The 21597-nt window shown below is 67.6% G+C and carries 18 protein-coding genes; 14 read left to right on the top strand and 4 right to left on the bottom strand.

Annotated elements, in window-relative coordinates; all coding sequences use genetic code 11:
* The first annotated feature begins 50 nt into the window (after nucleotides 1-50).
* The 5 genes from AC3WS6_RS07410 to AC3WS6_RS07390 are packed head-to-tail and all read left to right on the top strand — an operon-like array spanning nucleotide 51 to nucleotide 6416.
* Nucleotides 51-1175, top strand: coding sequence for an AI-2E family transporter (locus AC3WS6_RS07410; protein WP_492500400.1), 1125 nt, complete (start codon nucleotides 51-53; stop codon nucleotides 1173-1175).
* Nucleotides 1176-1189: 14 nt separating this feature from the next.
* Nucleotides 1190-2644 carry a hypothetical protein gene (locus tag AC3WS6_RS07405; RefSeq protein WP_492500399.1) on the top strand — a complete coding sequence of 485 codons (1455 nt, stop codon included), beginning with the start codon at nucleotides 1190-1192 and terminating at the stop codon, nucleotides 2642-2644.
* Nucleotides 2641-4065, top strand: coding sequence for a DUF2252 domain-containing protein (locus AC3WS6_RS07400; RefSeq protein ID WP_492500398.1), 1425 nt, complete (start codon nucleotides 2641-2643; stop codon nucleotides 4063-4065). Before AC3WS6_RS07405 ends, AC3WS6_RS07400 begins: the two co-directional genes overlap by 4 nt.
* Before the next feature lie 9 nt (nucleotides 4066-4074).
* On the top strand, nucleotides 4075-4803 hold the full coding sequence (locus AC3WS6_RS07395) for an ion channel (protein ID WP_492500397.1): 729 nt from the start codon (nucleotides 4075-4077) through the stop codon (nucleotides 4801-4803).
* The gene (locus AC3WS6_RS07390; RefSeq protein WP_492500396.1) at nucleotides 4800-6416 is read left to right on the top strand and encodes an MFS transporter; all 1617 of its coding nucleotides are present in this window, start codon (nucleotides 4800-4802) and stop codon (nucleotides 6414-6416) included. The genes AC3WS6_RS07395 and AC3WS6_RS07390 overlap by 4 nt, the downstream gene beginning before the upstream one ends.
* On the opposite strand, the gene AC3WS6_RS07385 is transcribed toward AC3WS6_RS07390, so the two are convergent.
* The gene (locus tag AC3WS6_RS07385; protein WP_492501464.1) at nucleotides 6417-7400 is read right to left on the bottom strand and encodes a LacI family DNA-binding transcriptional regulator; all 984 of its coding nucleotides are present in this window, start codon (nucleotides 7398-7400) and stop codon (nucleotides 6417-6419) included.
* Nucleotides 7401-7559: 159 nt separating this feature from the next.
* On the opposite strand from AC3WS6_RS07385, the gene AC3WS6_RS07380 reads away from it, so the two are divergent.
* The 5 genes from AC3WS6_RS07380 to AC3WS6_RS07360 all read left to right on the top strand — a co-directional run bounded on the left by AC3WS6_RS07380 (nucleotide 7560) and on the right by AC3WS6_RS07360 (nucleotide 13009).
* On the top strand, nucleotides 7560-8477 hold the full coding sequence (locus tag AC3WS6_RS07380) for a carbohydrate ABC transporter permease (RefSeq protein WP_492500395.1): 918 nt from the start codon (nucleotides 7560-7562) through the stop codon (nucleotides 8475-8477).
* Between the two features lie 46 nt (nucleotides 8478-8523).
* Complete coding sequence (locus AC3WS6_RS07375) at nucleotides 8524-9369, top strand: carbohydrate ABC transporter permease (protein WP_314425590.1); 846 nt, start codon at nucleotides 8524-8526, stop codon at nucleotides 9367-9369.
* A 66-nt stretch (nucleotides 9370-9435) separates the two neighbouring features.
* Nucleotides 9436-10791 (top strand): ABC transporter substrate-binding protein, encoded by a 1356-nt coding sequence (locus AC3WS6_RS07370; RefSeq protein ID WP_492500394.1) that lies wholly within the window; start codon nucleotides 9436-9438, stop codon nucleotides 10789-10791.
* A gap of 75 nt (nucleotides 10792-10866) precedes the next feature.
* Complete coding sequence (locus AC3WS6_RS07365) at nucleotides 10867-12606, top strand: glycoside hydrolase family 35 protein (RefSeq protein WP_492500393.1); 1740 nt, start codon at nucleotides 10867-10869, stop codon at nucleotides 12604-12606.
* A 37-nt stretch (nucleotides 12607-12643) separates the two neighbouring features.
* On the top strand, nucleotides 12644-13009 hold the full coding sequence (locus AC3WS6_RS07360; RefSeq protein WP_492500392.1) for an HNH endonuclease: 366 nt from the start codon (nucleotides 12644-12646) through the stop codon (nucleotides 13007-13009).
* A 9-nt stretch (nucleotides 13010-13018) separates the two neighbouring features.
* On the opposite strand, the gene AC3WS6_RS07355 is transcribed toward AC3WS6_RS07360, so the two are convergent.
* Together AC3WS6_RS07355 and AC3WS6_RS07350 are read right to left on the bottom strand one after the other, a co-directional pair.
* A complete protein-coding gene (locus AC3WS6_RS07355) occupies nucleotides 13019-13540 on the bottom strand; it encodes a GAF domain-containing protein (protein WP_492500391.1) in 522 nt (173 codons plus the stop codon).
* On the bottom strand, nucleotides 13537-14034 hold the full coding sequence (locus tag AC3WS6_RS07350; RefSeq protein ID WP_492500390.1) for a metallophosphoesterase family protein: 498 nt from the start codon (nucleotides 14032-14034) through the stop codon (nucleotides 13537-13539). The genes AC3WS6_RS07355 and AC3WS6_RS07350 overlap by 4 nt, the downstream gene beginning before the upstream one ends.
* A gap of 147 nt (nucleotides 14035-14181) precedes the next feature.
* On the opposite strand from AC3WS6_RS07350, the gene AC3WS6_RS07345 reads away from it, so the two are divergent.
* From AC3WS6_RS07345 to AC3WS6_RS07335, 3 genes are all read left to right on the top strand, one after another.
* Nucleotides 14182-15642 carry an MFS transporter gene (locus AC3WS6_RS07345; protein WP_492500389.1) on the top strand — a complete coding sequence of 487 codons (1461 nt, stop codon included), beginning with the start codon at nucleotides 14182-14184 and terminating at the stop codon, nucleotides 15640-15642.
* Between the two features lie 215 nt (nucleotides 15643-15857).
* On the top strand, nucleotides 15858-16064 hold the full coding sequence (locus tag AC3WS6_RS07340) for an AsnC family protein (protein ID WP_492500388.1): 207 nt from the start codon (nucleotides 15858-15860) through the stop codon (nucleotides 16062-16064).
* 74 nt (nucleotides 16065-16138) lie between these two features.
* Complete coding sequence (locus AC3WS6_RS07335) at nucleotides 16139-18022, top strand: ABC transporter ATP-binding protein (protein WP_492500387.1); 1884 nt, start codon at nucleotides 16139-16141, stop codon at nucleotides 18020-18022.
* Nucleotides 18023-18169: 147 nt separating this feature from the next.
* Here the strand turns inward: AC3WS6_RS07335 and AC3WS6_RS07330 are convergent, their stop codons facing one another.
* Complete coding sequence (locus tag AC3WS6_RS07330; protein WP_492500386.1) at nucleotides 18170-20032, bottom strand: phosphoenolpyruvate carboxykinase (GTP); 1863 nt, start codon at nucleotides 20030-20032, stop codon at nucleotides 18170-18172.
* Nucleotides 20033-20140: 108 nt separating this feature from the next.
* Here AC3WS6_RS07330 and AC3WS6_RS07325 point away from each other — a divergent pair, with 108 nt between their 5' ends.
* Entirely contained in the window at nucleotides 20141-21583 is a 1443-nt protein-coding gene (locus tag AC3WS6_RS07325) for a helix-turn-helix domain-containing protein (protein WP_492500385.1), read from the top strand.
* Nucleotides 21584-21597 lie beyond the last annotated feature (14 nt).

Raw genomic sequence — 21597 nt, 5'->3', positions numbered from 1 at the left:
CGCCCTGAAAGGGTGACGCGGCCGTGCGCCCTGCGCCCGAGAGTGGCACCGTGAGCGATGCGAGCGTGCCTGAGGAGTCATCCCCTCGGCTCCGGCGCGCCACTCGCGCGTCGCGACCGCGCAGCATCCAGATCACCGTGACTCGCCCGCTGCTGTTCGGCTTCGCGCTGGTGCTCGGCGGGCTCGGTGCGTTCGTCCTCGGAGTCGCCGCGAGTTCTGTCGCCACGATCCTGATCTACATCGCCATCGCCCTCTTCGTCGCGCTCGGCCTCGACCCGGTGATCCGCTGGCTGGAAGCGCATCGGGTGTCGCGAACGCGCGGACTGCTCATCGTCTCGGGCGGGTTCCTCGTCTTCCTCGCCGTCGTGATCGGGCTCATCCTCCCGCCCGCCCTGGTGCAGCTGGGCGAGTTCGCCCGCTCCATCCCCGCGGCCATCGCGGACTTCCGCGCCTCCGAGGCGTACACAGCGTTCGAGGCGCAGGTCGGAGACGTCCTCGGCACCGCCCTCGATCAGATCGCGGCGTTCTTCGCGGATCCTGGCAACCTGCTCGCCGTCGGAGGCGGGGTGCTCGCCGTGGGGTTCGGTGTGGGCAACGCCGTCTCCGGCGTGATCATCGTGGTCGTGCTCACGCTGTACTTCCTCGCGTCCCTGACGTCTATCAAGTCCGCGTTCTACTCGCTCGCACCCGCACGCGATCGCGCGAGACTCCGATCGCTCACGGAGCAGATCACCGACTCGGTGGGCGGATACCTCATCGGAATGGTGGTGCTCGCCGCCTGCAACGCGGTGTTCGCGACCCTGCTGCATCTGGTTCTCGGGCTCCCGGCCCCCGCCTTCATGGGGCTGGCCGCCTTCCTGATCACACTGATACCCCTCATCGGTCCGGTCACGTACTGGATCTTCGCCTCGATCGTCGCGCTCTTCGCCGATCCCCTGCTCGCGCTGATCTTCTCGGTGCTGTATCTGATCTACATGCAGTTCGAGGCATATCTGCTGACGCCGCGCATCATGAACAGGGCGATCGCGGTGCCGGGGTCGCTCGTGATCATCGGGGCGCTCATCGGCGGGGCCCTGCTCGGCCTGCTCGGCGCGCTGGTGTCGATCCCGATCACGGCCGCGATCCTGCTGGTCATCACGCAGGTCCATATCCCGCGTCAGAACGCGAAAGCCTGAGGACGGAGAATCCCATGGCACGATCCACAGTCCAGGAGCTGCAGCGGCGCCTGGCCGCCCTCGAAGCCGAGAACAGCGCGCTCCGCGGCGGCATCCCCATCGCAGAACCGCTCCCGACGCCCGATCCGGCCGTGTCGGGCCGCCGATCCCGCGGGTGGGGGCGCACGCTCTCCGCCACCGTCCTGATCGTGCTGGGAACGCTCATCGCACCGATCGCCCTCGTCGCCGCCTGGGCGAACGTGCAGCTCAGCGACACCGACCGATTCGTCGCGACCTACAGCGTGCTCGCGAGCGATCCTGCTGTGCAGTCCGCGGTCACCGACCAGGTGATAGAGGCGATCGAGGGGCAGGTGGACATACCGACCCTCACCACGGACGTGATCGACGGTCTCATCGAACTCGGCACCGGCCCCGCGGCGACTCGGGCGCTGGAGCTGCTCAAGGGCCCCGCCGCACAGGGACTCCAGTCGCTCGTGGGCACCGTGGTCGAACGCTTCGTCGAGTCCGAGGCGTTCGCGAACGTCTGGGCGAGCGCGCTCCGCATCAGCCACTCGCAGGTGGTGTCCGCGTTGCAGAACGATCCGGACGCGGCGATCGCACTCGGCTCCGACGGCACGATCGGGATTCAGCTGGCGCCCATCATCGATGCCGCGAAAGAGGTGCTCGTCGACCAGGGCGTCGGATTCGCGGCGTCGATTCCGACGGTCGATCGCACGATCACCGTCGCGCAGGTCGACTCCCTCGCCTCGGTCCAGCTCGCGTACGAGCTGGTGGTGGCGGCCGGCCTGTGGTTGCCCTGGGTGGCGATCCTTCTCCTCGCCGCCGGGGTGGTCGCCGCGCGACGACGACCGGTGGCGCTGATCACCGCAGCGCTCTCCCTCGGTCTCGTGATGCTGATCGTGCTCGCGGGCCTCGCTGTCGGCAGGGTGTTCTTCGACGCCGCGCTGCGCAGCCACGGCATCCCCCCGGATGCCGGGGGCGCGATCTACCATCTGGTCGGCGGCGCCATGCGCGACACGGCGGTGGCCGTCCTCGTCCTCGCGCTCGTCACCGCCGTGGTCGGGTGGTTCGCCGGCCCCTTCGATGTCCCCCGACGGCTTCGCGCCGTCGTCCACGGCGGCGCGTCCTCCGTTCGTGGAGCCCTGGAACGGCGCGGCCTGAGCAGTGGTCGTGTCGGCGCATGGCTGTACTCGCGACGCTCTTTCCTGAGGGGCGTGATCATCGTGACTGGCGCGGCGGTCGTGCTGCTCGTGCGGCCTCTCAGCCCCGCGCTCGTGCTGTGGACGCTGGCGCTGTCGCTGCTCGTCGTGCTCATCCTCGAGGTGGTCGAACGTCCGCCGTCCGCCGAAGCCGAAACCGATCCCGAAGTCATCGACGTCCTGGCGTCGGAGGATGACGTGCTCGAGGGCGCCGAGCGTGAGAAGGCGGCTGCCACCTCCGTCGACCCTCTCGGCCGGGCCAGCTCATGACCTGGCCGTCGGAGGTCGCGAAGCCGTTCGCAGAGCGGCGCGAGAAAGGGCGAGCCGGTCGATCACGGATGCCTCGCGAGCAGCTCGGAGCATGGTCACCGGCCCCGGACCGGCCGGACCCCATCGATCTGCTCGAGGAGCAGGGACGATCACGGGTCCAGGAGCTCACACCCGTGCGCTACGCGCGCATGGCCGTGTCGCCGCTCGCCTTCTACCGCGGGGCGGCCCTGCTCATGGCCTCGGATCTCGCCTCGTCCACACACAGCGGGATCATCTCGCAGCTCTGCGGAGACGCGCACCTGTCGAACTTCGGACTGTTCAGCACCCCCGAGCGCCACTTGATCTTCGACATCAACGACTTCGATGAGACGCTGCCCGGCCCTTTCGAATGGGATGTGAAACGACTCGCGGCGAGCTTCGCCGTGGCCGGCAGACAACGCGGATTCAGCGCCGAAGAGGAGCGCGCCTGCGTCGTCGCCGCAGCGCACGGCTATCGGTCGGCGATGAGGGCAGCGGCGAAGGCGACCGTGCTCGACGCCTGGTACGACCGACTCGACGCCGAGCGCGCGAGGCTGTCGATCCGCGAGGCGCAGCTCGACCAGCGGGTGGGCGATGAAGAGGCACGCCGCCTGGACGCGACGATAGCGAAGGCGCGAAAACGTGACCATCGCAAGGCCTTCAAGAAGCTGGTGCGCGTCGTCGACGGCCACTTGCGCATCATCGCGGCGCCACCGCTGATCGTGCCCGTCGAGGACCTCATCCGCGAAGCGGGGCGTGCCGCAGACGAAGCGGATGTCATGCATCAGGTGCTCGGCGCCTATCGGACGACGCTCGTCGGAGAACGGCATCCGATCACCGAGTACCGGTACCGGCATATGGCGCGAAAGGTGGTCGGCGTCGGAAGCGTGGGGACGCGCGCCTGGGTGATCCTCTTCAGCGGCCGCGACGATGACGACCCGCTGCTCCTCCAGGCGAAGGAGGCTCAGTCATCCGTTCTCGAGCGCTTCCTCGGGCCGAGCGAGTACGACGACCACGCGGAGCGCGTCGTGCGTGGCCAGCGGCTGATGCAGGCGTCCAGCGACATCTTCCTCGGGTGGCAATCCGTGGTCGGCCTCGACGGGCAGCACCGTGACTTCTACATCCGCCAGCTGCAGGACGGCAAAGGGGGAATCGACCCGGATGCGATGAGCGTGCGGGGTGCGACCCTGTACGCGCGGATCTGCGGGGAGACGCTGGCGCGAGCCCACTCCCGATCCGGAGATCGGGTGCAGATCGCGGGATATCTGGGGCGGAGCGACACGTTCGAGGAGGCGATCGCCGACTTCGCCGCGTCGTACGCGGACCAGAACGACAGCGACTTCCTGGCGCTGCAGGCGGCTCTGGCGACAGGGCGCCTGCCTCACGAACACGGAGCCGTGTGAGGCAGCGTGATGAGCCCCGAAGACACGATGCGTGAGACCGCGACTCTCGGGGCCCACGTCGCGCGCCCGGTGGCCGGCTGGCCGTCGGGGTACTGGCTCGTGCTCGCACTCCTCGTGCTCACCTATGTTCTGTGCGCCGCTCAGGGCACCACCGACCCGAGCCCCGCGGCGTTCGTGGTGCAGCTGTTCACCGTGGCCGTCGTGCTTCGAGTGACCGATGCGCATCGGCGGGTGCAGCACATCGCCTGGATCGTACTCGCGGCCGCGGGCATCGCGGCGACTCTCGTCGCGGTTCTCGACCTTCGCGGACAGGCGCTCGACATAGCGCTGTCGGCGGCATCGACTGTCGCCTTCCTCCTCGCGCCGGTGGCGATCATCCGGCACCAGGTGCGGCGTCGGGGCCTGGACACCGAGGCCCTGCTCGCAGCGATCTCCGCCTACGCCCTGGTGGGCATGTTCTTCGCCCTCGTCTACAACCTCGTCGCGCTTCTGACCGTCGTGCCGACCTTCGGCCCCGAAGTCGTCGACTCGCTCTCGAGCCAGCTGTTCTTCTCGTTCACGACTCTCACCACCACCGGCTACGGCAACATCGTGCCCGTGAGCCCGACCGTGCAGGGGATCGCGGTCGCCGAGGCGATCACCGGACAGCTGTTCCTGATCACGGCCGTGGCACGGATCATGCGCGGCAACCGCCGACCCGCTTACGAGACAGCATCCGCCTCCGAGGAGATGTCATGAAGAAGTGGAACGTCGTCATCGTGCTGAGTGCCGCGCAGTTCGTCATGGTGCTCGACGGCACGGTCATGAACGTGTCGATCTCGACGGTCGTGCGCGATCTGAACACCTCGGTCGCGGCGATGCAGGCGGCCATCACGTTCTACACGCTGACCATGGCAGCCTTCATGCTCTTCGGCGCCAAGCTCGGCGATGTCTGGGGTCGTCGTCGCGCCTTCGTGATCGGCTCGTGCGTCTACGCGCTCGGCTCCCTGATCACCGCGGTGAGCCCCACGGTCGGATTCCTCTTTCTCGGCTGGTCGATCGTCGAAGGTCTCGGGGCGGTCCTGGTGATCCCTGCGATCGCCGCGCTCGTCGCCGACAACTACCAGGGCCGTGAGCGCGTCACCGCCTTCGCCGTCATCGGGGCCGTCTCGGGGGCCGCCGTCGCTGCGGGCCCGCTGATCGGCGGTGCGGTGACCACGTACTCGAGCTGGCGATTCGTCTTCGTCGCCGAGGTGGTGATCATGCTCGCCGTCGTGTTCTGTGCGCGGATCATCACCGATTCCACTCCGCGCCAGCTGATCCGCATCGACATCGGCAGCGTCTTGCTGTCGTCGGCCGGACTGGTGCTCGTCGTGTTCGGCATGCTCCAGAGCAAGACCTGGGGCTGGGTGATACCGCTGTACACGCCGCAGATCGCCGGCATTCCTCTCGCTCCGCTCGGGATCTCGCTGACCGCGTGGTGCATCGCCTTCGGGGCCATCCTGATTACGCTGTTCATCCGCTGGCAGCGCCGCCTGCTGCGTGACGGGCGATCGCCGTTGATGCAGCCGGATCTGTTCTCCATCACCACACTGCGCAGCGGCCTGTCGGTGCTGGGTGCCCAGTACACCGTGACGGCCGGGCTGTTCTTCATGGTCCCTGTCTACCTGCAGATGACCCTCGGTCTCGACGCGCTCGAGACCGGGATGAAGATCTTCCCGCTGTCGGTCGCTCTGGTGCTGTTCTCGATCGTGGGCACGGCATTGTCGCGTCGCTGGTCGCCTCGCCTCATCGTGCGTGTCGGACAGTCGGTGCTGGTGCTCAGCGCGGTGCTGCTGCTCGGCGCCGTGACGGAGGAACTGCGCGGTGCGCTCTTCGGAATCGGCATGTTCTTCACCGGAAGTGCACTGGGTCTTCTCGCGTCACAACTGGGCAACGTGAACATGTCGAGCGTGAGCGAGAAGGACACGAGCGAGGCCGGGGGCCTCCAAGGAGTGTTCCAGAACCTGGGCTCCTCCCTCGGCACCGCGCTGATCGGCTCGCTGCTCATCGGGGCGCTGTCGACGTCGTTCGCGTCGGGTGTCGCCACCAGCGATCTGCCGCCTGAGGTGCGCGCGACCGTGAGCGAGGTCACCGATCGCGGCGTCACCGTGATTCCCGCCTCCGACGTGGCGGGTCTCGCCGAGGCCGCCGGCCTGACCGACGACGAGTCGGCCGAGCTGACGGAGATCTACCGCGAATCGCAGCTCTCGTCGCTGCGCGTCGCATTCGTGGGACTGATCGTGATCAGCCTGGTATCGATCCTGTTCTCACGCGGCATCCCCGCAGCGGCCATGATCCGCCGCCGCACCGGCGCAGACGACAGCGCGTGATCACGCCCGCGGAGCGGCCGTGCTCTCGCGCACCACGAGTTCGGTCCCGACCAGCGGAGTCTGCATGCGCGGTTCGCCCTCGAGCTCGGCGAGCAGGGCATCGACGGCCAGCGCACCGACGCGTTCGGGATGCTGCTGCACGGTGGTCAGCGGTGGCCACAGCTGTGCGGCATCCGGCAGTCCGTCGAAGCCGACCACGCTGACGTCTCCCGGGATGTCGCGGCCGGCCTCGCGGAAGGCTCGGATCACGCCGATCGCCATCTGGTCGTTTGCCGCGAAGACCGCGGTGACGCTGTCGTCGGCGCGCAGCCGGACGCCCGCCCGGTATCCGGACTCCGCCGTCCAGTCCCCCTGCAGAGGCTCGGGAACCGCGACGCCCCGGCTCTCGAGGGTCGAGCGCCAGGATTCGCGTCGGCGCTCGGCGGAATACGACTTCGCGGGTCCCGCCACATGCCAGACCGTCGGGTGCCCGAGATCGAGCAGATGCTCGGTCGCGAGGCGAGCGCCCTGCGCCTGGTCCGTGTCGACGAAGGGGTGGGCGTCTCCCCGATTCGAGTCGACCAGCACGACGGGGAGTCCATCGGGGATCTCGACCTCGGCCTCATCGAGCTGATGAGCCTCGATCACGATGATGATGCCGTCGACCGCATGCTCCTCGAGGCGGCGGAAGGCTCCTGCCACGGTGTCTCGCGCGCTGGACTCGACCGGGATCAACGTGAGCGCGTATCCCATCTGCGAGGCGCGCACCGCGATCGCGTCGAGCGTGCGCTGGTTGCCGTAGGAGCTGAACGAGAACATGATGACGCCGATGGCGCGGAACCGGCCCGATCGCAGCGCCCTGGCGGCGCTGTTCGGACGATAGCCGAGGCGCTGCATGGCATCCTCGACGCGTTCGCGGGTCGCCGCACCGACGTAGCCGCGCGCGTTCACCACCCTCGAGACGGTCTGGCCGGAGACCCCTGCGGCACGCGCGACGTCTTCCATCGAGGGCTCTCTGCGCCGCTGCGGCGGCTCTGCCGACTGGTCCGAGATCACGATCAACCATCCGTTCGTATGTTGACGTTGACACATTAGCAGCGCATCGCATATGTTGACGTTGACACACGGCGCGGAGAGCGCCCGATTTCTAAGAAGGTCTCGTCAATGACGACTCAAGATTCCGCAACCCGTGCGGACCACGGCACCCGCCGGCGCGAGAAGCGCGATTGGAAGGGCTGGGCGTTCGTCGGCCCCTTCATGGTCGTGTTCGCCCTGGTGTTCCTCACCCCGCTCGCGTACTCCGTGTACCTGAGCTTCTTCCAGGAGAAGCTCATCGGCGGCAACGCGTTCGTCGGATTCGACAACTACGTGCGAGCGCTCACCGACTCGCAGTTCTGGGAGGCCTTCGGCCGCGTGGTGCTGTTCCTCGTGGTGCAGGTGCCGATCATGCTCGCCCTCGCCCTCGCGGCGGCGCTCGCCCTCGACAGCGCCCGGCTGCGCGGAGCGTCGTTCTTCCGCATCCTGATCTTCCTGCCGTATGCGGTGCCCGCTGTGGTCGCCGTGCTCATGTGGGGCTACATCTACGGCGACCAGTTCGGACTCACCAGCAATCTGAACGACTTCCTCGGCAGCGACTTCTTCACGCCGTTCGCCCGGGAGTGGATCCTCGTCTCGATCGGGAACATCGTGACCTGGCAGTTCGTGGGCTACAACATGCTGATCTTCTACTCCTCGCTCAAGACGATCCCGACCGACATGTACGAGGCGGCCTCGCTCGACGGCGCCGGTGCGTGGCGCACGATCTTCTCGATCAAGATCCCCTCGGTGCGCGGTGCCCTCGTGATCGCGACGATCTTCTCGATCATCGGCAGCTTCCAGCTGTTCAACGAGCCCAACATCCTGCGTCCGCTCGCCCCGAACGTGATCACCACGTTCTTCACGCCCAACATGTACGCGTACAACCTGTCCTTCGCCGGGCAGCAGTTCAACTACGCCGCGACGATCGCCATCATCATGGGCGTCATCACCGCGGTGATCGCCTACGTCGTGCAGCTGCGCGGCTCGAAGTCGGAGGTGCGCTGACATGGCTCTCCCCCTCGCCCGCCCCTCGCACAAGCGCCATGATCCGATGAATCCGCGCAAGTCCAAGACGCTGCTGATCGTGATGATCGGGTACGCGCTCTACACACTGATCCCTCTGGTGTGGTTGCTGTTCAGCTCCACGAAGACGCAGTCCGGACTCTTCAGCTCGTTCGGACTCTGGTTCTCCGACGACTTCGCGTTCTTCGACAACCTCGTCGCGACCTTCTCGTACCAGGACGGGATCTTCCTGCGCTGGCTCGGCAACACCCTGCTGTACGTCGTCGTGGGCGCCGGTGGAGCGACACTGCTGGCCACCATGGCGGGTTACGGCCTGGCGAAGTACCGCTTCCCGGGACGCCGTGCCGTGTTCGCGATCGTGCTCGGCGCGGTCGCCGTCCCCGGCACAGCTCTGGCGGTGCCGACCTTCCTGCTGTTCAGCGAACTGGGCCTGACCAACACCCCGTGGGCCGTGATCATCCCCTCGCTGATCAGCCCGTTCGGGCTGTACCTGATCTGGGTGTTCGCCTCGGAGTCGATCCCGACAGAGCTGCTGGAGGCCGCGCGCATCGACGGCGCCGGCGAGTTCCGCACATTCTTCACGATCTCGATGCGCCTGCTCGCCCCGGGCATCGTGACCGTCACGCTGTTCACGGTGGTCGCGACCTGGAACAACTACTTCCTGCCATTGATCATGCTCTCCGATCCGGACTGGTACCCGCTGACGGTGGGTCTGAACCAGTGGAGCGCGCAGGCGATCGGCGCAGGATCGCAGCCCATCTACAACCTCGTGATCATGGGCTCGCTGCTCACGATCGTCCCGATCGTCATCGCATTCCTCCTGCTGCAGCGTTTCTGGCAGTCAGGCCTCACCGCAGGCAGCGTCAAGCAGTAGCTCCCCGCACCCCTGCATCCACAACGTCGGTCCGATGCAGGACCGCACCCCCGAAAGGACACAGCAATGAAGCACCTTCCCTCTCCTGCCGCGCGGCGCACCATATCGGTGCTCGCCGCCGGAACCGTCGCAGCGCTCGCGCTGGCCGGCTGCAGCACGGGCGACTCGGGTTCCGGCTCCGCCGCCGGTGACGGATCGTTCGACTCGGTCGAAGCCGCACTCGAGAAGGGCGGGGAGATCACGTACTGGTCGTGGACCCCGTCGGCCGAAGCCCAGGTCGAGGCCTTCGAGAAGGAGTACCCGAACGTGAAGGTGAACGTGGTCAACGCGGGCACCAACAACGAGGAGTACACCAAGCTGCAGAACGCGATCAAGGCGGGCTCGGGCGCTCCCGATGTCGTGCAGGTCGAGTACTACGCGCTTCCCCAGTTCTCTCTCACCGACGCGTTCGTCGACCTCTCGCAGTACGGATTCGCGGACTTCGAAGACGACTACACCGCATCGACGTGGAACTCCGTGACCGACGGCGACGCCATCTACGGCCTGCCCCAGGACTCCGGCCCCATGGCGCTCTTCTACAACAAGGCGGTCTTCGACGCCGCCGGTGTGGGCGTGCCCACCACATGGGATGAGTACTACGAGGCGGCGAAAGCGATCCACGCCGCGAACCCGGATGCCTACATCACCAACGACACCGGCGATGCGGGCTTCGCAACGTCGATGATCTGGCAGGCGGGCGGCAAGCCGTTCGAGACCTCGGGCACCGATGTCACGATCGACCTGCAGGACGAGGGCTCTGCGAAGTGGACCGCGAACTGGAACCGCCTCGTCGAGGAAGACCTGCTCGCCCCGTACAACAGCTGGAGCGACGAGTGGTTCCGCGCCCTCGGCGACGGCAGCCTCGCCACCCTCGTGATCGGCGCCTGGATGCCCGGGAACCTGATCTCCGGCGCTCCCGACGGCGCCGGTGACTGGCGTGTGGCTCCGATGCCGACCTACGACGGCACGCCGGCGACCGCCGAGAACGGCGGCGGCGGCCAGGCCGTCACGACCCAGAGCAAGAACCCGGCCCTCGCCGCCGGCTTCCTGTGGTGGCTGAACAACTCGGAGGACAGCATCTCGATCTTCCTCGAGTCCGGTGGCTTCCCGTCGACGACGGCCGAGCTGTCGAGTGACGAGTTCCTCGCCGACGCCCCCGAGTACTTCGGTGGACAGAAGATCAACGAGGTCCTCGCCGCCGCCGCGGACGAGGTCGTCGAGGGCTGGGGCTACCTGCCCTACCAGGTGTACGCGAACAGCATCTTCGGCGACACCGTGGGCCAGTCGTACCAGAACCGGACCGACCTGGACGAGGGCCTCGTGTCCTGGCAGGACGCGCTCGAGCAGTACGGCAACGAGCAGGGCTTCGCCGTCAACAAGTAATCGCACGTCTGGTGTGCGCCGCCCCTCCGCGCCTCGGAGGGGCGGCGACACCTTCCTGATCGAAAGCACTTCATCGTGACCTCCTTCTCCATCGGCGAGTCCGACTTCCTCCGCGACGGCCGGCCGCACCGGGTGATCTCCGGAGCCATCCACTACTTCCGGGTGCACCCCGACCAGTGGCAGGACCGCATCCGCAAAGCCCGCCTGATGGGACTCAACACGATCGAGACCTACGTCGCCTGGAATGCGCACGAACCGCGCCGAGGCGAGTGGGATGCGACCGGCGCCAATGACCTCGGTCGGTTCCTCGACCTGATCGAGCAGGAGGGGATGGACGCGATCGTCCGCCCCGGACCCTACATCTGCGCCGAGTGGCACAACGGCGGACTGCCGAACTGGCTCACGGCGGGCGACCGCCCCCTGCGCTCGTCGGATCCCGCCTTCCTCGAGGACATCAGCGGCTACCTGCGCCGGGTCTACGAGATCGTCGCACCGCGACAGATCGATCGTGGCGGCCGCGTGGTGCTGGTACAGATCGAGAACGAATACGGCGCGTACGGCGCCGACAAGGACTACCTCGAGGCGCTCGTCTCGCTGACCCGCGCCGCCGGGATCACGGTGCCGTTGACCACGGTCGACCAGCCGACCGACCAGATGCTCGCCGACGGCAGCCTGCCGACCCTGCACAAGACCGGATCGTTCGGCTCGCGCAGCGCCGAACGGCTCGCGACCCTGCGTGCGCATCAGCCCTCGGGCCCGCTCATGTGCTCGGAATTCTGGGACGGTTGGTTCGACTGGTGGGGCGGGGTGCACCACACGACGGATGTGACGGCCGCCGCCGCAGACCTCGATGAGCTTCTCGCCACGGGAGCCTCGGTGAACATCTACATGTTCCACGGGGGCACCAACTTCGGTCTCACGAACGGCGCGAACCACAAGGGTCGCTACCTGCCGATCGTCACGTCGTACGACTATGACGCGCCGCTGGACGAAGCGGGCAATCCGACGGCGAAGTTCTACGCGTTCCGCGACGTCATCGCGAAGTACGCCCCGGTGCCCGACGATCTCCCTGCGGCCGCGACTCCCGCGCCCGCATTCTCCGTGCCTCTCGCCCCTGCCGGCGCGTGGACGGATGCGGCATCCGGTGCATGCGCGAGCGACGACCCTGCGACGTTCGATGAGCTCGGGCACCTGAGTGCTCTCATCCGCTACGACGTGGAGCTGCCGGAGGGCCGCGGCGGTCTCCTGGTCACCGATAAGATCCGCGACCTCGCCTGGGTGAGCGTCGACGGGCAGCCCGTGGGCACGCTCTCGCGCACCCGCCACGACCGTGCTCTGCGGATCCCGGCGGGGCGCACGCTCAGCATCCTCGTCGAAGACGGGGGTCGTGTGAACTACGACCACCGTCTCGGCGAGCAGAAGGGTCTCGTCGGGTCGCCGATGCTCGACGGCGTTCCGCTGATCGGTTGGCGCTCGACGCCGTTGGACGTCGCGGAGATCGCCGCGGCGATCGCGGCAGGGCGGGTGGATGCGGCCGAGGGGCCGACCGGACCGTCTGCGTGGGTCGGCGAGTTCGACCTCGACTCCCCCGCAGACCTCTTCCTCGACACCGCGTCGTGGAGCAAGGGCTACGCGTTCGTCAACGGGTTCTTCCTCGGTCGCTACTGGCGCAACGGCCCCCAGCGCACCCTCTTCGTGCCCGCACCGGCCACGAGTGCCGGCGCGAATAAGCTCGTGGTGCTCGAGCTCGAGCATGTGATCGATCCGTCGGCCGACTTCGTCTCGGCACTCGCTCTCGGCGACACACAGGAATAGCGCTCGGAGGCGCGCATCCGCCCAGTACCGTGTGTCTGTGCCGCGCCGAAGGTTCTCCACCCCCACGCCCGCTGCGCGCGCCCGTCACGCGAAGCGACGCCAGGGTCGTCTGGCGCGCGTGGACAACGACCTCACGACTGAGCAGTGGGCCACGCTGCGAGAGGCCTGGGGCGGATGCGCGTACTGCGGTGCGATCGAGGTCGCGCTGCAGCGCGACTGCGTCATGCCGATCTCCCGAGGCGGCCGCTACACCGTCGAGAACGTCGTGCCCGCGTGCGGCTCGTGCAACGCGAGCAAGCGCAACGACGAGGTCACGTCGTGGCTCCGCCGCAAACGGCTCGACGAGCGCGCTTTCCTCGGGCGATACGCCGAAATCCTCTACGACCTTCGTCAGGCCGACTGAGCGGCCCCGCTACCGACTCGTCCGCGACGTCCAGACGGCGGAGGTGACGTGAGCGGCGTCTCCTCGACTGATGCTCTGCCAGTTGCGGCCGCCGCGTGCGAACGTCTCGAGCACGCCGGCGGGTATCGCAGCCGGCTCGACCGGACGTTCGAGCCAGTCGCATGCTCGCACGTGCACGAGATCGACCGCACGGGCCTCGGCCGAGGCGTCGTAGCACCACGGGCCGGTGATCCTGCCCAGCCACAGCAACCCGTCAACGTCGCGCGTCCAGACGTACGCCCCCTCGGGCACCCCCGCGAACCGCTCCAGTCGGCGTGCCATCCGCTCTCCGTAGGCCGCGTCCACTGCGGCGAGCGCATCGGCGATCGTTTCCGGCGCGACGTCGAGCCTGCCGCCCACGCCGCAGACGTCGATCGCCAGTGCTCTCTCGACGGCGGGCCCGTCGATCAAGCCGTCATCGCGCGACCGCATCGGGGCGCGGAAGACGGAGGGAGCATCCTTCCCGCCCCTCGCCTCCGATCGTGCGCTCATGCGACGGGCACCAGCGTGGCGTCGATCCGACGGGCATCGATCGTGACCGTCATCATCGTGCACACCGGCTGACGGCGCCGATCAGTCGGAGAGCCCGGGTTGAGCAGACGCATCCCCGACGGTGCGACGGTGTCCCACGGGATGTGCGAGTGCCCGAAGACAAGCAGATCAGTGCCGGGGAATGCGGCATCCATCCGCTCTTCGCGTCGCTGCTTCGCACCCGTCTCGTGCACCACGGCCACCTCGACCCCTTCGACCGTCAGTCGGGCGATCTCAGGCAGTCGCTCGCGCAGCGCCGCACCGTCGTTGTTCCCGTACACGCCCACGAGTGAGCGCGAGCGCGACTCGAGCAGCTCCAGCGTCGCGACATCGATCCAGTCACCCGCATGGATGACGATGTCGGCGTCGTCGACGGCCCGGAGAACCGGATCAGGCAGTCGCTTCGCACGCGCCGGCACATGGGTGTCGGCCAGCAGCAACAGTCTCGTCGTCACGCTCTTCCCGTCTCCTGGGCCCCCGGCATCCGCGTCCGACTCTACGCAGGCACCCCGCCTCGATGTCATGCGTACCCAGCAAACGCTCAGGAAGGCGTAAGATCTCTCGGTGCCTTGGTATACCGGCACTCGGAACGAAGGAGCAGCATGAGCACGACCACAGCGCCCGCGAATCCGCGCTCGCGCGTCATCACGGCGAGCCTCGTCGGCACGACGATCGAGTTCTACGACTTCTACGCGTACGCGACAGCCGCCGTGCTCGTCTTCCCGGTGCTCTTCTTCCCCACCGGCAACGACACCACCTCACTGCTCTCGTCGTTCGCCGTGTTCGGTGCCGCGATGGTCGCGCGTCCGATCGGCGCAGTCGTGTTCGGACACTTCGGCGACAAGTTCGGTCGCAAGGCGACGCTCGTCGCATCGCTGCTCACGATGGGTATCGCGACGTTCATCATCGGCCTGCTGCCCACATTCCAGCAGATCGGCTGGTGGGCGGCCCTGCTGCTGCTGATCCTGCGCCTCGCTCAGGGCTTCGCGCTCGGCGGCGAGTGGTCGGGTGCGGCACTGGTCGCCACCGAGAACGCACCGGCCGGCAAGCGCGCCTGGTACGGCACCTTCCCGCAGCTCGGCGCACCGCTCGGCTTCATCATCGCCAACTTCCTGTTCCTCGGCATCAACTGGCTGCTGCCGCACGCCGAGAACCCCGCACTCAAGTCCGAGGCGTTCCTGTCGTGGGGTTGGCGCATCCCGTTCCTGTTCTCCGCCGTCATGGTCATCATCGGCCTCTGGGTGCGGCTGAAGCTCGTCGAGTCCGACACGTTCAAGAAGGCCGAGAAGAAGGGCGCGATCCGCAAGCTGCCCCTCGCGACCGTGTTCCGTCACCACTGGAAGCAGCTCATCCTCGGCACGTTCATCATGCTGGCGACCTACGTGCTGTTCTACCTGATGACCAACTTCACCCTGGCGTACGGCACCAAGCCCGCGACGCTCGAGACGGCGTCGGCCGCCGCACAGGCCGCTGCCGAGGCGACGGGCAAGGACTTCGATGCATCCGCCTTCGCGGCGCAGTTCTATCCGGGTCTCGGGTTCGCGTACACCGACTTCGTGCTCATGCAGATCGTCGGCGTCGTGTTCTTCGGAGTGTTCACGCTGCTCTCGGGCCCGATCGCCGATGCGATCGGTCGACGCAAGCTGCTGCTGTGGGTCACCGGGCTCATCATCGTGTTCGGCTTCACGTTCAACGCCTTCCTGCTTCCGGCGATGGACCCGAAGTTCACCGGCGCCCTGGCTCAGGCATTCCTCGTGTTCGGCTTCATGCTCATGGGCGCGACGTTCGGCCCGATGGGAGCGCTGCTTCCCGAGCTCTTCCCGACGAACGTCCGCTACACAGGGTCGGCGATCTCGTACAACGTCTCGTCGATCCTCGGTGCCGCCGTGGCACCGCTCATCGCGCTGTGGCTGTGGGAGCTCGGCGACGGCGCGCCGTGGCTCGTCGGCCTCTACCTCTCGGCGATGGGCGTGCTGACCTTCATCGCTCTCCTGCTGTCGAAGGAGACCAAGGACAACGACTACGAGTCCGATCTCGGAGTCGCGGCGGCCGTCGAGCTCTGACGCGCTCGTCCAGCGCGAAGGGCGGCATCTTCTCGGAGGTGCCGCCCTTCGTCTTCCCGCGCCCCGCCCTGCGCCTTCGAATCGCGCACCTGGCAGTTTCTGAGGGTCGAGATCTGCACAGTGCGCGATTCGAAGGGGCAGGGAGGAGGGTGACTCGTCAGCATGTGTTGACACGCCGCCCATCGTCAACAATGATTGACACCGGGAGGATCATCATGACCGTGAAGACAGCCATCGCTCAGGACGACGGCGGCGAGCCGATCTCGGAGCTGCACCGTCTCGCCGCGCTCCGCTCGGAACTCGCACGCTCGGAGGAGGCCCAGGTGCGCCGCGCCCGCAACCTCGGCTATTCCTGGCAGGCGATCGCGAGCGCGCTCGGCGTCTCGAAACAGGCGGCGCACCGCCGCTTCGGCAAGCGCTGAGCGCACAGCTGAACCACAGAAACCGACCGCAGACGAAGTACGGTCGAAGTACCCCCAACAGAGCGAGGTTCCGCATGTCCAGCACGGCGACATCACGCCGACGCGGTCGCGGCGCGCAGCAGGATGGTCCGCGCGCCACGTTCCGCCAGCTCCTCCCCTTCCTGTTCGAACACAAGCGCACACTGATCGTCGTCGCTGTGCTCAGCGTGCTCGGCGCCGCGGCCTCGCTCGCTCAGCCGCTGCTGGTCGGACAGGTCATCGACGCCGTGCAGTCGGAGCAGGGTCTCGGCATCCTCGTCTGGGTGCTGATCGGCCTCGTGGTCGTGTCGTCGATCATCTCGGGCTATCAGCACTACCTGCTCCAGCGCACCGGCACGGCGATCGTGTACTCGAGCCGACGCAAGCTCATCGCGCGCATCCTGCACCTGCCCATCAGCGAGTTCGACGCTCGCCGCACGGGCGACCTCGTCTCGCGCGTCGGCACCGACACCACGCTGCTCTACGCCGTGCTCACCCAGGGTCTCGCGGATGCCGTCGGCAGCGCGATCCTGTTCGTGGGCGCCCTGATCGCGATGCTCGTGATCGATCCCGTGCTGCTGCTGCTCATCGTCATCGTGATCGGTGTCTCGGTGGTCGTCGTCACAGTGCTCAGCGGTCGGATCCGCACGGCCTCGACCGAGCAACAGGTCAAGGTCGGCGAACTCGCCTCGGGGGTCGAGCGTGCGGTCGGATCCATCCGCACCGTGCGGGCATCGGGAGCGACCGAGCGGGAGACCGAGAGCGTCTCGACGCTGGCCTCCGACGCCTTCGGCATCGGCGTGCGCATCGCCAAGATCTCATCGCTGGTCGTTCCGATCGCGGGCGTCGCCCTGCAGCTCTCTCTTCTCGTGGTGCTCGGCGTCGGCGGCTTCCGGGTCGCGGCGGGAACCATCACGATCGCGTCGCTCATCACCTTCATCCTCTTCCTCTTCATGCTGGTGATGCCGCTGGCGACGACGTTCGGTGCGATCACCTCGGTGAACCAGGCGCTCGGGGCGCTGGGTCGCATCCAGGAGGTGCTCGACCTCCCCACCGAGACCGAGCGGGATGACGAGATCGCCGCCGCGCTCGAGACCACCGAGGCCGCCTCAGACGCTCCGGCGATCGAGTTCAGGGACGTGCGGTTCCGCTACCCCGAGAACGTGGTGGCAGCGCGCGAGGCGGCCGCGAAGGAGGCTCGCACGGTACTCGCCGACGCCCATCTCGAAACCGCCGATGCCCCAGCGACCCCGGCTCCGCGAGAGGTTCTGCGAGGAGTCTCGTTCTCGGTGCCGAGAGGCGCGCGGGTCGCCCTCGTCGGCCCCAGCGGCGCAGGAAAGAGCACGATCCTCTCGCTCATCGAGCGCTTCTACGACCCGACCGGCGGCTCGATCCGCGTGAACGGACACGATTCTCGGACGTACGCGCGCGCGGAGCTGCGTGCGCGGTTCGGGTACGTCGAGCAGGATGCGCCGACGCTCGCGGGCACGCTGGCAGACAACCTGCGGCTCGCCTCGCCCGACGCATCCGACGAACAGTGCGAACGGGTGCTGCGCGCCGTCAACCTGGGCGACGTGCTCGAGCGGAATCCACTCGGACTCGATGCCCCGGTGGGTGAGGACGGTGTCATGCTCTCGGGCGGCGAACGCCAGCGGTTGGCGATCGCCCGCGCTCTGCTCACGGATGCCCCCATCCTGCTGCTCGACGAATCCACATCGTCGCTCGACGGAGTGAACGAGCAGCGGATGCGCGAGGCCATCGACGCGGTCTCGACCGACCGTACGCTCGTGGTGATCGCCCACCGTCTCTCGACGGTCGTCGACAGCGACATCATCGTCGTGCTGCAGGACGGAGTCGTCGTGGGGCAGGGATCGCACGCGGAGCTCGTGGAGTCCACGCCGCTGTACCGCGATCTCGCTCGTCACCAACTGCTCGCCTGAGCCGGGCCGAACGACGACGTACGCGAAGGCGGGATGTCAGAGACCACTCAGCCATGGGTTCGTCTCAGCCATCCCGCCTTCGCGGTCTGGGGGTGGGGGAATCTGGGGAGGTGGAGCGCCGGCTCCCCCGAACCGGCGCCCGGTCTGTCAGGCCCTCTCGAGCCGGTAGCGCAGCGATGCCAGCTCGGCCCGGAGGGCAGCGGGCATCCTGTCGCCGAAGGTGTCGTAGAACTCCTCGGTGAGATCTGCCTCGGTCTTCCAGGCCTCGGTGTCGACCGAGAACAGCTCCTCGAGATCAGCTTCCGGCACCTCGATGCCGTCGAGGTTGAGATCCTCGACCAGCGGCAGGCGACCGATCGGGCTGTCGACAGTGGAGACCTCGCCGGAGATGCGGCGGATGATCCAGTCGACGACCCGCGAGTTGTCGCCGAATCCGGGCCACAGGAACCGGCCGTCGGATCCGCGGCGGAACCAGTTGACCTGGAAGATGCGCGGGGCACGGTCGAAACGGAGGCCACGACCGACCTTCAGCCAGTGGCCGAAGTAGTCGGCCATGTTGTAGCCGCAGAACGGGAGCATCGCGAACGGGTCGCGGCGCAGTTCGCCGACCTTGCCCTCGGCAGCGGCGGTGCGCTCCGACGAGATGTTGGAGCCCAGGAACACGCCGTGCGTCCAGTCGGTCGCCTCGACCACGAGCGGCACGTTGGTCGCGCGACGCCCTCCGAAGAGGATGACATCGAGCGGCACCGCCGCCTCCCAGTCCTCCGAGATCTGCGGGCATTGGGCCGCCGAGACCGTGAAGCGGGAATTGGGGTGCGCGGCAGGGCGTCCGGAATCGGGCGTCCAGTCGTTCCCCTCCCAGTCGATCAGATGAGCGGGTGCCTGGTCGGTCAGCCCCTCCCACCAGACGTCGCCGTCGGGGCGGAGCGCGACGTTCGTGAAGATCGTGTTGCCCCAGAGGGTCTCGACCGCCGTCACATTCGTCGACTCGCCGGTGCCCGGAGCGACGCCGAAGAAGCCGGCCTCGGGATTGATCGCCCAGAGGCGACCGTCTTCACCGGGGCGGATCCACGCGATGTCGTCGCCGAGCGTCTCGACCCGCCAGCCGGGGATGGTCGGTCGCAGCATCGCGAGGTTCGTCTTGCCGCAGGCCGAGGGGAAGGCCGCGGCGACGTGGTACGCCTTGCCCGCCGGATCGATCACGCGGATGAGCAGCATGTGCTCGGCGAGCCATCCCTCGTCGCGGGCGATCACCGAGGCGATGCGCAGCGCGAAGCACTTCTTGGCCAGGATCGCGTTGCCGCCGTAGCCGGACCCGAACGAGTAGACCTCGAGCGTCTCGGGAAAGTGCACGATGTACTTGTCGTCGTTGCACGGCCACTCGACGTCGGGCTGGCCCGCGGCGAGCGGTGCGCCGACCGAGTGCACCGTCTTGACCCACGGCGCGCCCTCGGCGATCTCTCGCGTCACGGCGTCGCCGACCCGGGTCATGATGCCGATCGAGGTCACGGCGTACGCGCTGTCGGTGACCTGCACGCCGATGTGCGAGAGGGGACCGCCGACGGGACCCATCGAGAACGGCACGACGAACATCGTGCGCCCGCGCATCGACCCCTCGAAGATCTCGGTCATCTTCTCGCGCATCTGCGCAGGCGGCGCCCAGTTGTTGGTGGGACCGGCGTCTTCTTCGCGCTCGGACGAGATGAAGGTGCGCCCCTCGGTGCGGGCGACGTCACTGGGGTGCGAGCGCGCGAGGTACGAGCCCGGACGCCACTCGGGGTTGAGCTTGATCAGCTTCCCCTCGTCGACCAGGCCGCGCAGAAGCCAGTCGTTCTCGGCGCGCGACCCGTCGACCCAGTGGATCGACGCGGGCTGCGTGAGCGCTGCGATCTCGTCCACCCAGGCAACCAGCTCCGCCATGGCGGGCGTGTCATAGGTCGGTGCCGTACCGAACGTGCGGACGGGTGCGACGGCTGTGGTGCGAGGGGTGAAGACATCGGCGATCGCCATGACTGCTCCTTCGAAGTAGGGGGCGTTGCATCAATCCTTTCCGCTTCCCGTCATAGTTTCATGCAATATCCCGCTTAAGAATTGCTATTCTTTCGCTATCATCAAGGAATGGTCAGCACGGGCATCCACCTCACGACTCTCGGTCACCGCATTCGGCACCACCGCCTCGAAAAGGGGTTCACCCTCGACGAGCTCGGAGCCGCCGTCGGAGTCGCCGGTTCGCAGCTGAGCCTGATCGAGAACGGCAAGCGCGAGCCGAAGCTCTCGCTTCTGCAGGCGATCGCGCAGGCCACCGGCACGGAGGTCACGGATCTCATCTCGGACGAGCCGCCGAATCGACGCGCGGCGCTGGAGATCGAGCTCGAGCGCGCGCAGGCGAGTCCTGTTTTCCGCCAGCTGGGGATCGCCCCGGTGCGGGTCACCAAGGGCGTGAGTGACGAGACCATCGAATCGGTGCTCGGCCTGCATCGCGAACTGCAGCGCCGCGAGCGCGAGGCCATCGCGACCCCCGAAGAGGCGCGCCGTGCGAACACCGAGCTGCGACTGCGCATGAGGGCCCAGCACAACTACCTCGCAGACATCGAGAAGCTCGCGGAGAAGCAGCTGCGCTCCGCAGGGCACGCGCAAGGGGCGCTCTCGCACCGCACCGTCAGCATCATGGCGGAGAAGCTGGGGTTCGAGCTGATCTACGTGAACGATCTGCCGCACTCGACGCGCTCGGTGACCGACCTCGAGAACGGCCGCATCTACCTTCCTCCCGCCTCGATTCCGGGAGGGCACGGCCTGCGGTCGATGGCGCTGCAGGCGATGGCGCACCGCCTGCTGGGTCACACTCCGCCCACCGACTACGCCGACTTCCTGCAGCAGCGGCTGGAGATCAACTACTACGCCGCCTGCTGCCTGATGCCCGAGACGGCTGCCGTCGCCTTCCTCGCGCAGGCCAAGAAGGACCGCAACCTCGCGGTCGAGGACTTTCGCGATGCTTTCGGCGTCACGCACGAGGCCGCGGGCATGCGCATGACCAATCTGCTCACCCAGCATGTCGGCATGGCGCTGCACTTCCTCCGCGTCGATGCGACCGGCGCCATCACGCGCGTGTACGAGAACGACGATCTGCCCCTGCCTATGGACGTCACCGGCGCTGTGGAGGGGCAGCGGGTCTGCCGGAAGTTCCAGGCGCGGGCGGCGTTCACGCAGCAGAACCGCACGAACGAGCATCACCAGTACACCGACACGCCGTCGGGCACCTTCTGGTGCTCGACCCAGACCGGCGCCTCGACCGACGGCGAGTTCTCGATCACGGTGGGCGTGCCCTTCGACGACGCACGCTGGTGGCGCGGACGCGAGACCACGGATCGGGCGGTGTCGAGCTGCCCCGACGAGGCCTGCTGTCGCCGACCGTCAGCCGACCTCACCGAGCGCTGGAACGGCAAGGCCTGGCCGAGTGCCCGCGTGCACACGCACATGTTCTCGCCGCTCCCCCGCGGCGCCTTCCCCGGGGTCGACGACAACGAGGTGTACAACTTCCTCGGCCGTCACGCGAGTGAGTGACAATCGGCCGTCGC

The organism is Microbacterium sp. EB106-03-03-XG65 (assembly GCF_058791955.1).
Note: the sequence above shows the minus strand (reverse complement) of the source record. Positions and strands in the feature narration are given on the sequence as shown.

Bases quoted from the DNA above. Each gene is read 5' to 3' on its own strand.
- AC3WS6_RS07375 (WP_314425590.1), top strand. From the start codon at position 8,524: ATGAATCCGCGCAAGTCCAAGACGCTGCTGATCGTGATGATCGGGTAC.
- AC3WS6_RS07330 (WP_492500386.1), bottom strand. From the start codon at position 20,032: ATGGCGATCGCCGATGTCTTCACCCCTCGCACCACAGCCGTCGCACCC.
- AC3WS6_RS07325 (WP_492500385.1), top strand. From the start codon at position 20,141: ATGGTCAGCACGGGCATCCACCTCACGACTCTCGGTCACCGCATTCGG.
- AC3WS6_RS07405 (WP_492500399.1), top strand. From the start codon at position 1,190: ATGGCACGATCCACAGTCCAGGAGCTGCAGCGGCGCCTGGCCGCCCTC.
- AC3WS6_RS07395 (WP_492500397.1), top strand. From the start codon at position 4,075: ATGAGCCCCGAAGACACGATGCGTGAGACCGCGACTCTCGGGGCCCAC.
- AC3WS6_RS07345 (WP_492500389.1), top strand. From the start codon at position 14,182: ATGAGCACGACCACAGCGCCCGCGAATCCGCGCTCGCGCGTCATCACG.
- AC3WS6_RS07340 (WP_492500388.1), top strand. From the start codon at position 15,858: ATGACCGTGAAGACAGCCATCGCTCAGGACGACGGCGGCGAGCCGATC.
- AC3WS6_RS07380 (WP_492500395.1), top strand. From the start codon at position 7,560: ATGACGACTCAAGATTCCGCAACCCGTGCGGACCACGGCACCCGCCGG.
- AC3WS6_RS07390 (WP_492500396.1), top strand. From the start codon at position 4,800: ATGAAGAAGTGGAACGTCGTCATCGTGCTGAGTGCCGCGCAGTTCGTC.
- AC3WS6_RS07385 (WP_492501464.1), bottom strand. From the start codon at position 7,400: ATGGAAGACGTCGCGCGTGCCGCAGGGGTCTCCGGCCAGACCGTCTCG.
- AC3WS6_RS07400 (WP_492500398.1), top strand. From the start codon at position 2,641: ATGACCTGGCCGTCGGAGGTCGCGAAGCCGTTCGCAGAGCGGCGCGAG.
- AC3WS6_RS07370 (WP_492500394.1), top strand. From the start codon at position 9,436: ATGAAGCACCTTCCCTCTCCTGCCGCGCGGCGCACCATATCGGTGCTC.
- AC3WS6_RS07335 (WP_492500387.1), top strand. From the start codon at position 16,139: ATGTCCAGCACGGCGACATCACGCCGACGCGGTCGCGGCGCGCAGCAG.
- AC3WS6_RS07355 (WP_492500391.1), bottom strand. From the start codon at position 13,540: ATGAGCGCACGATCGGAGGCGAGGGGCGGGAAGGATGCTCCCTCCGTC.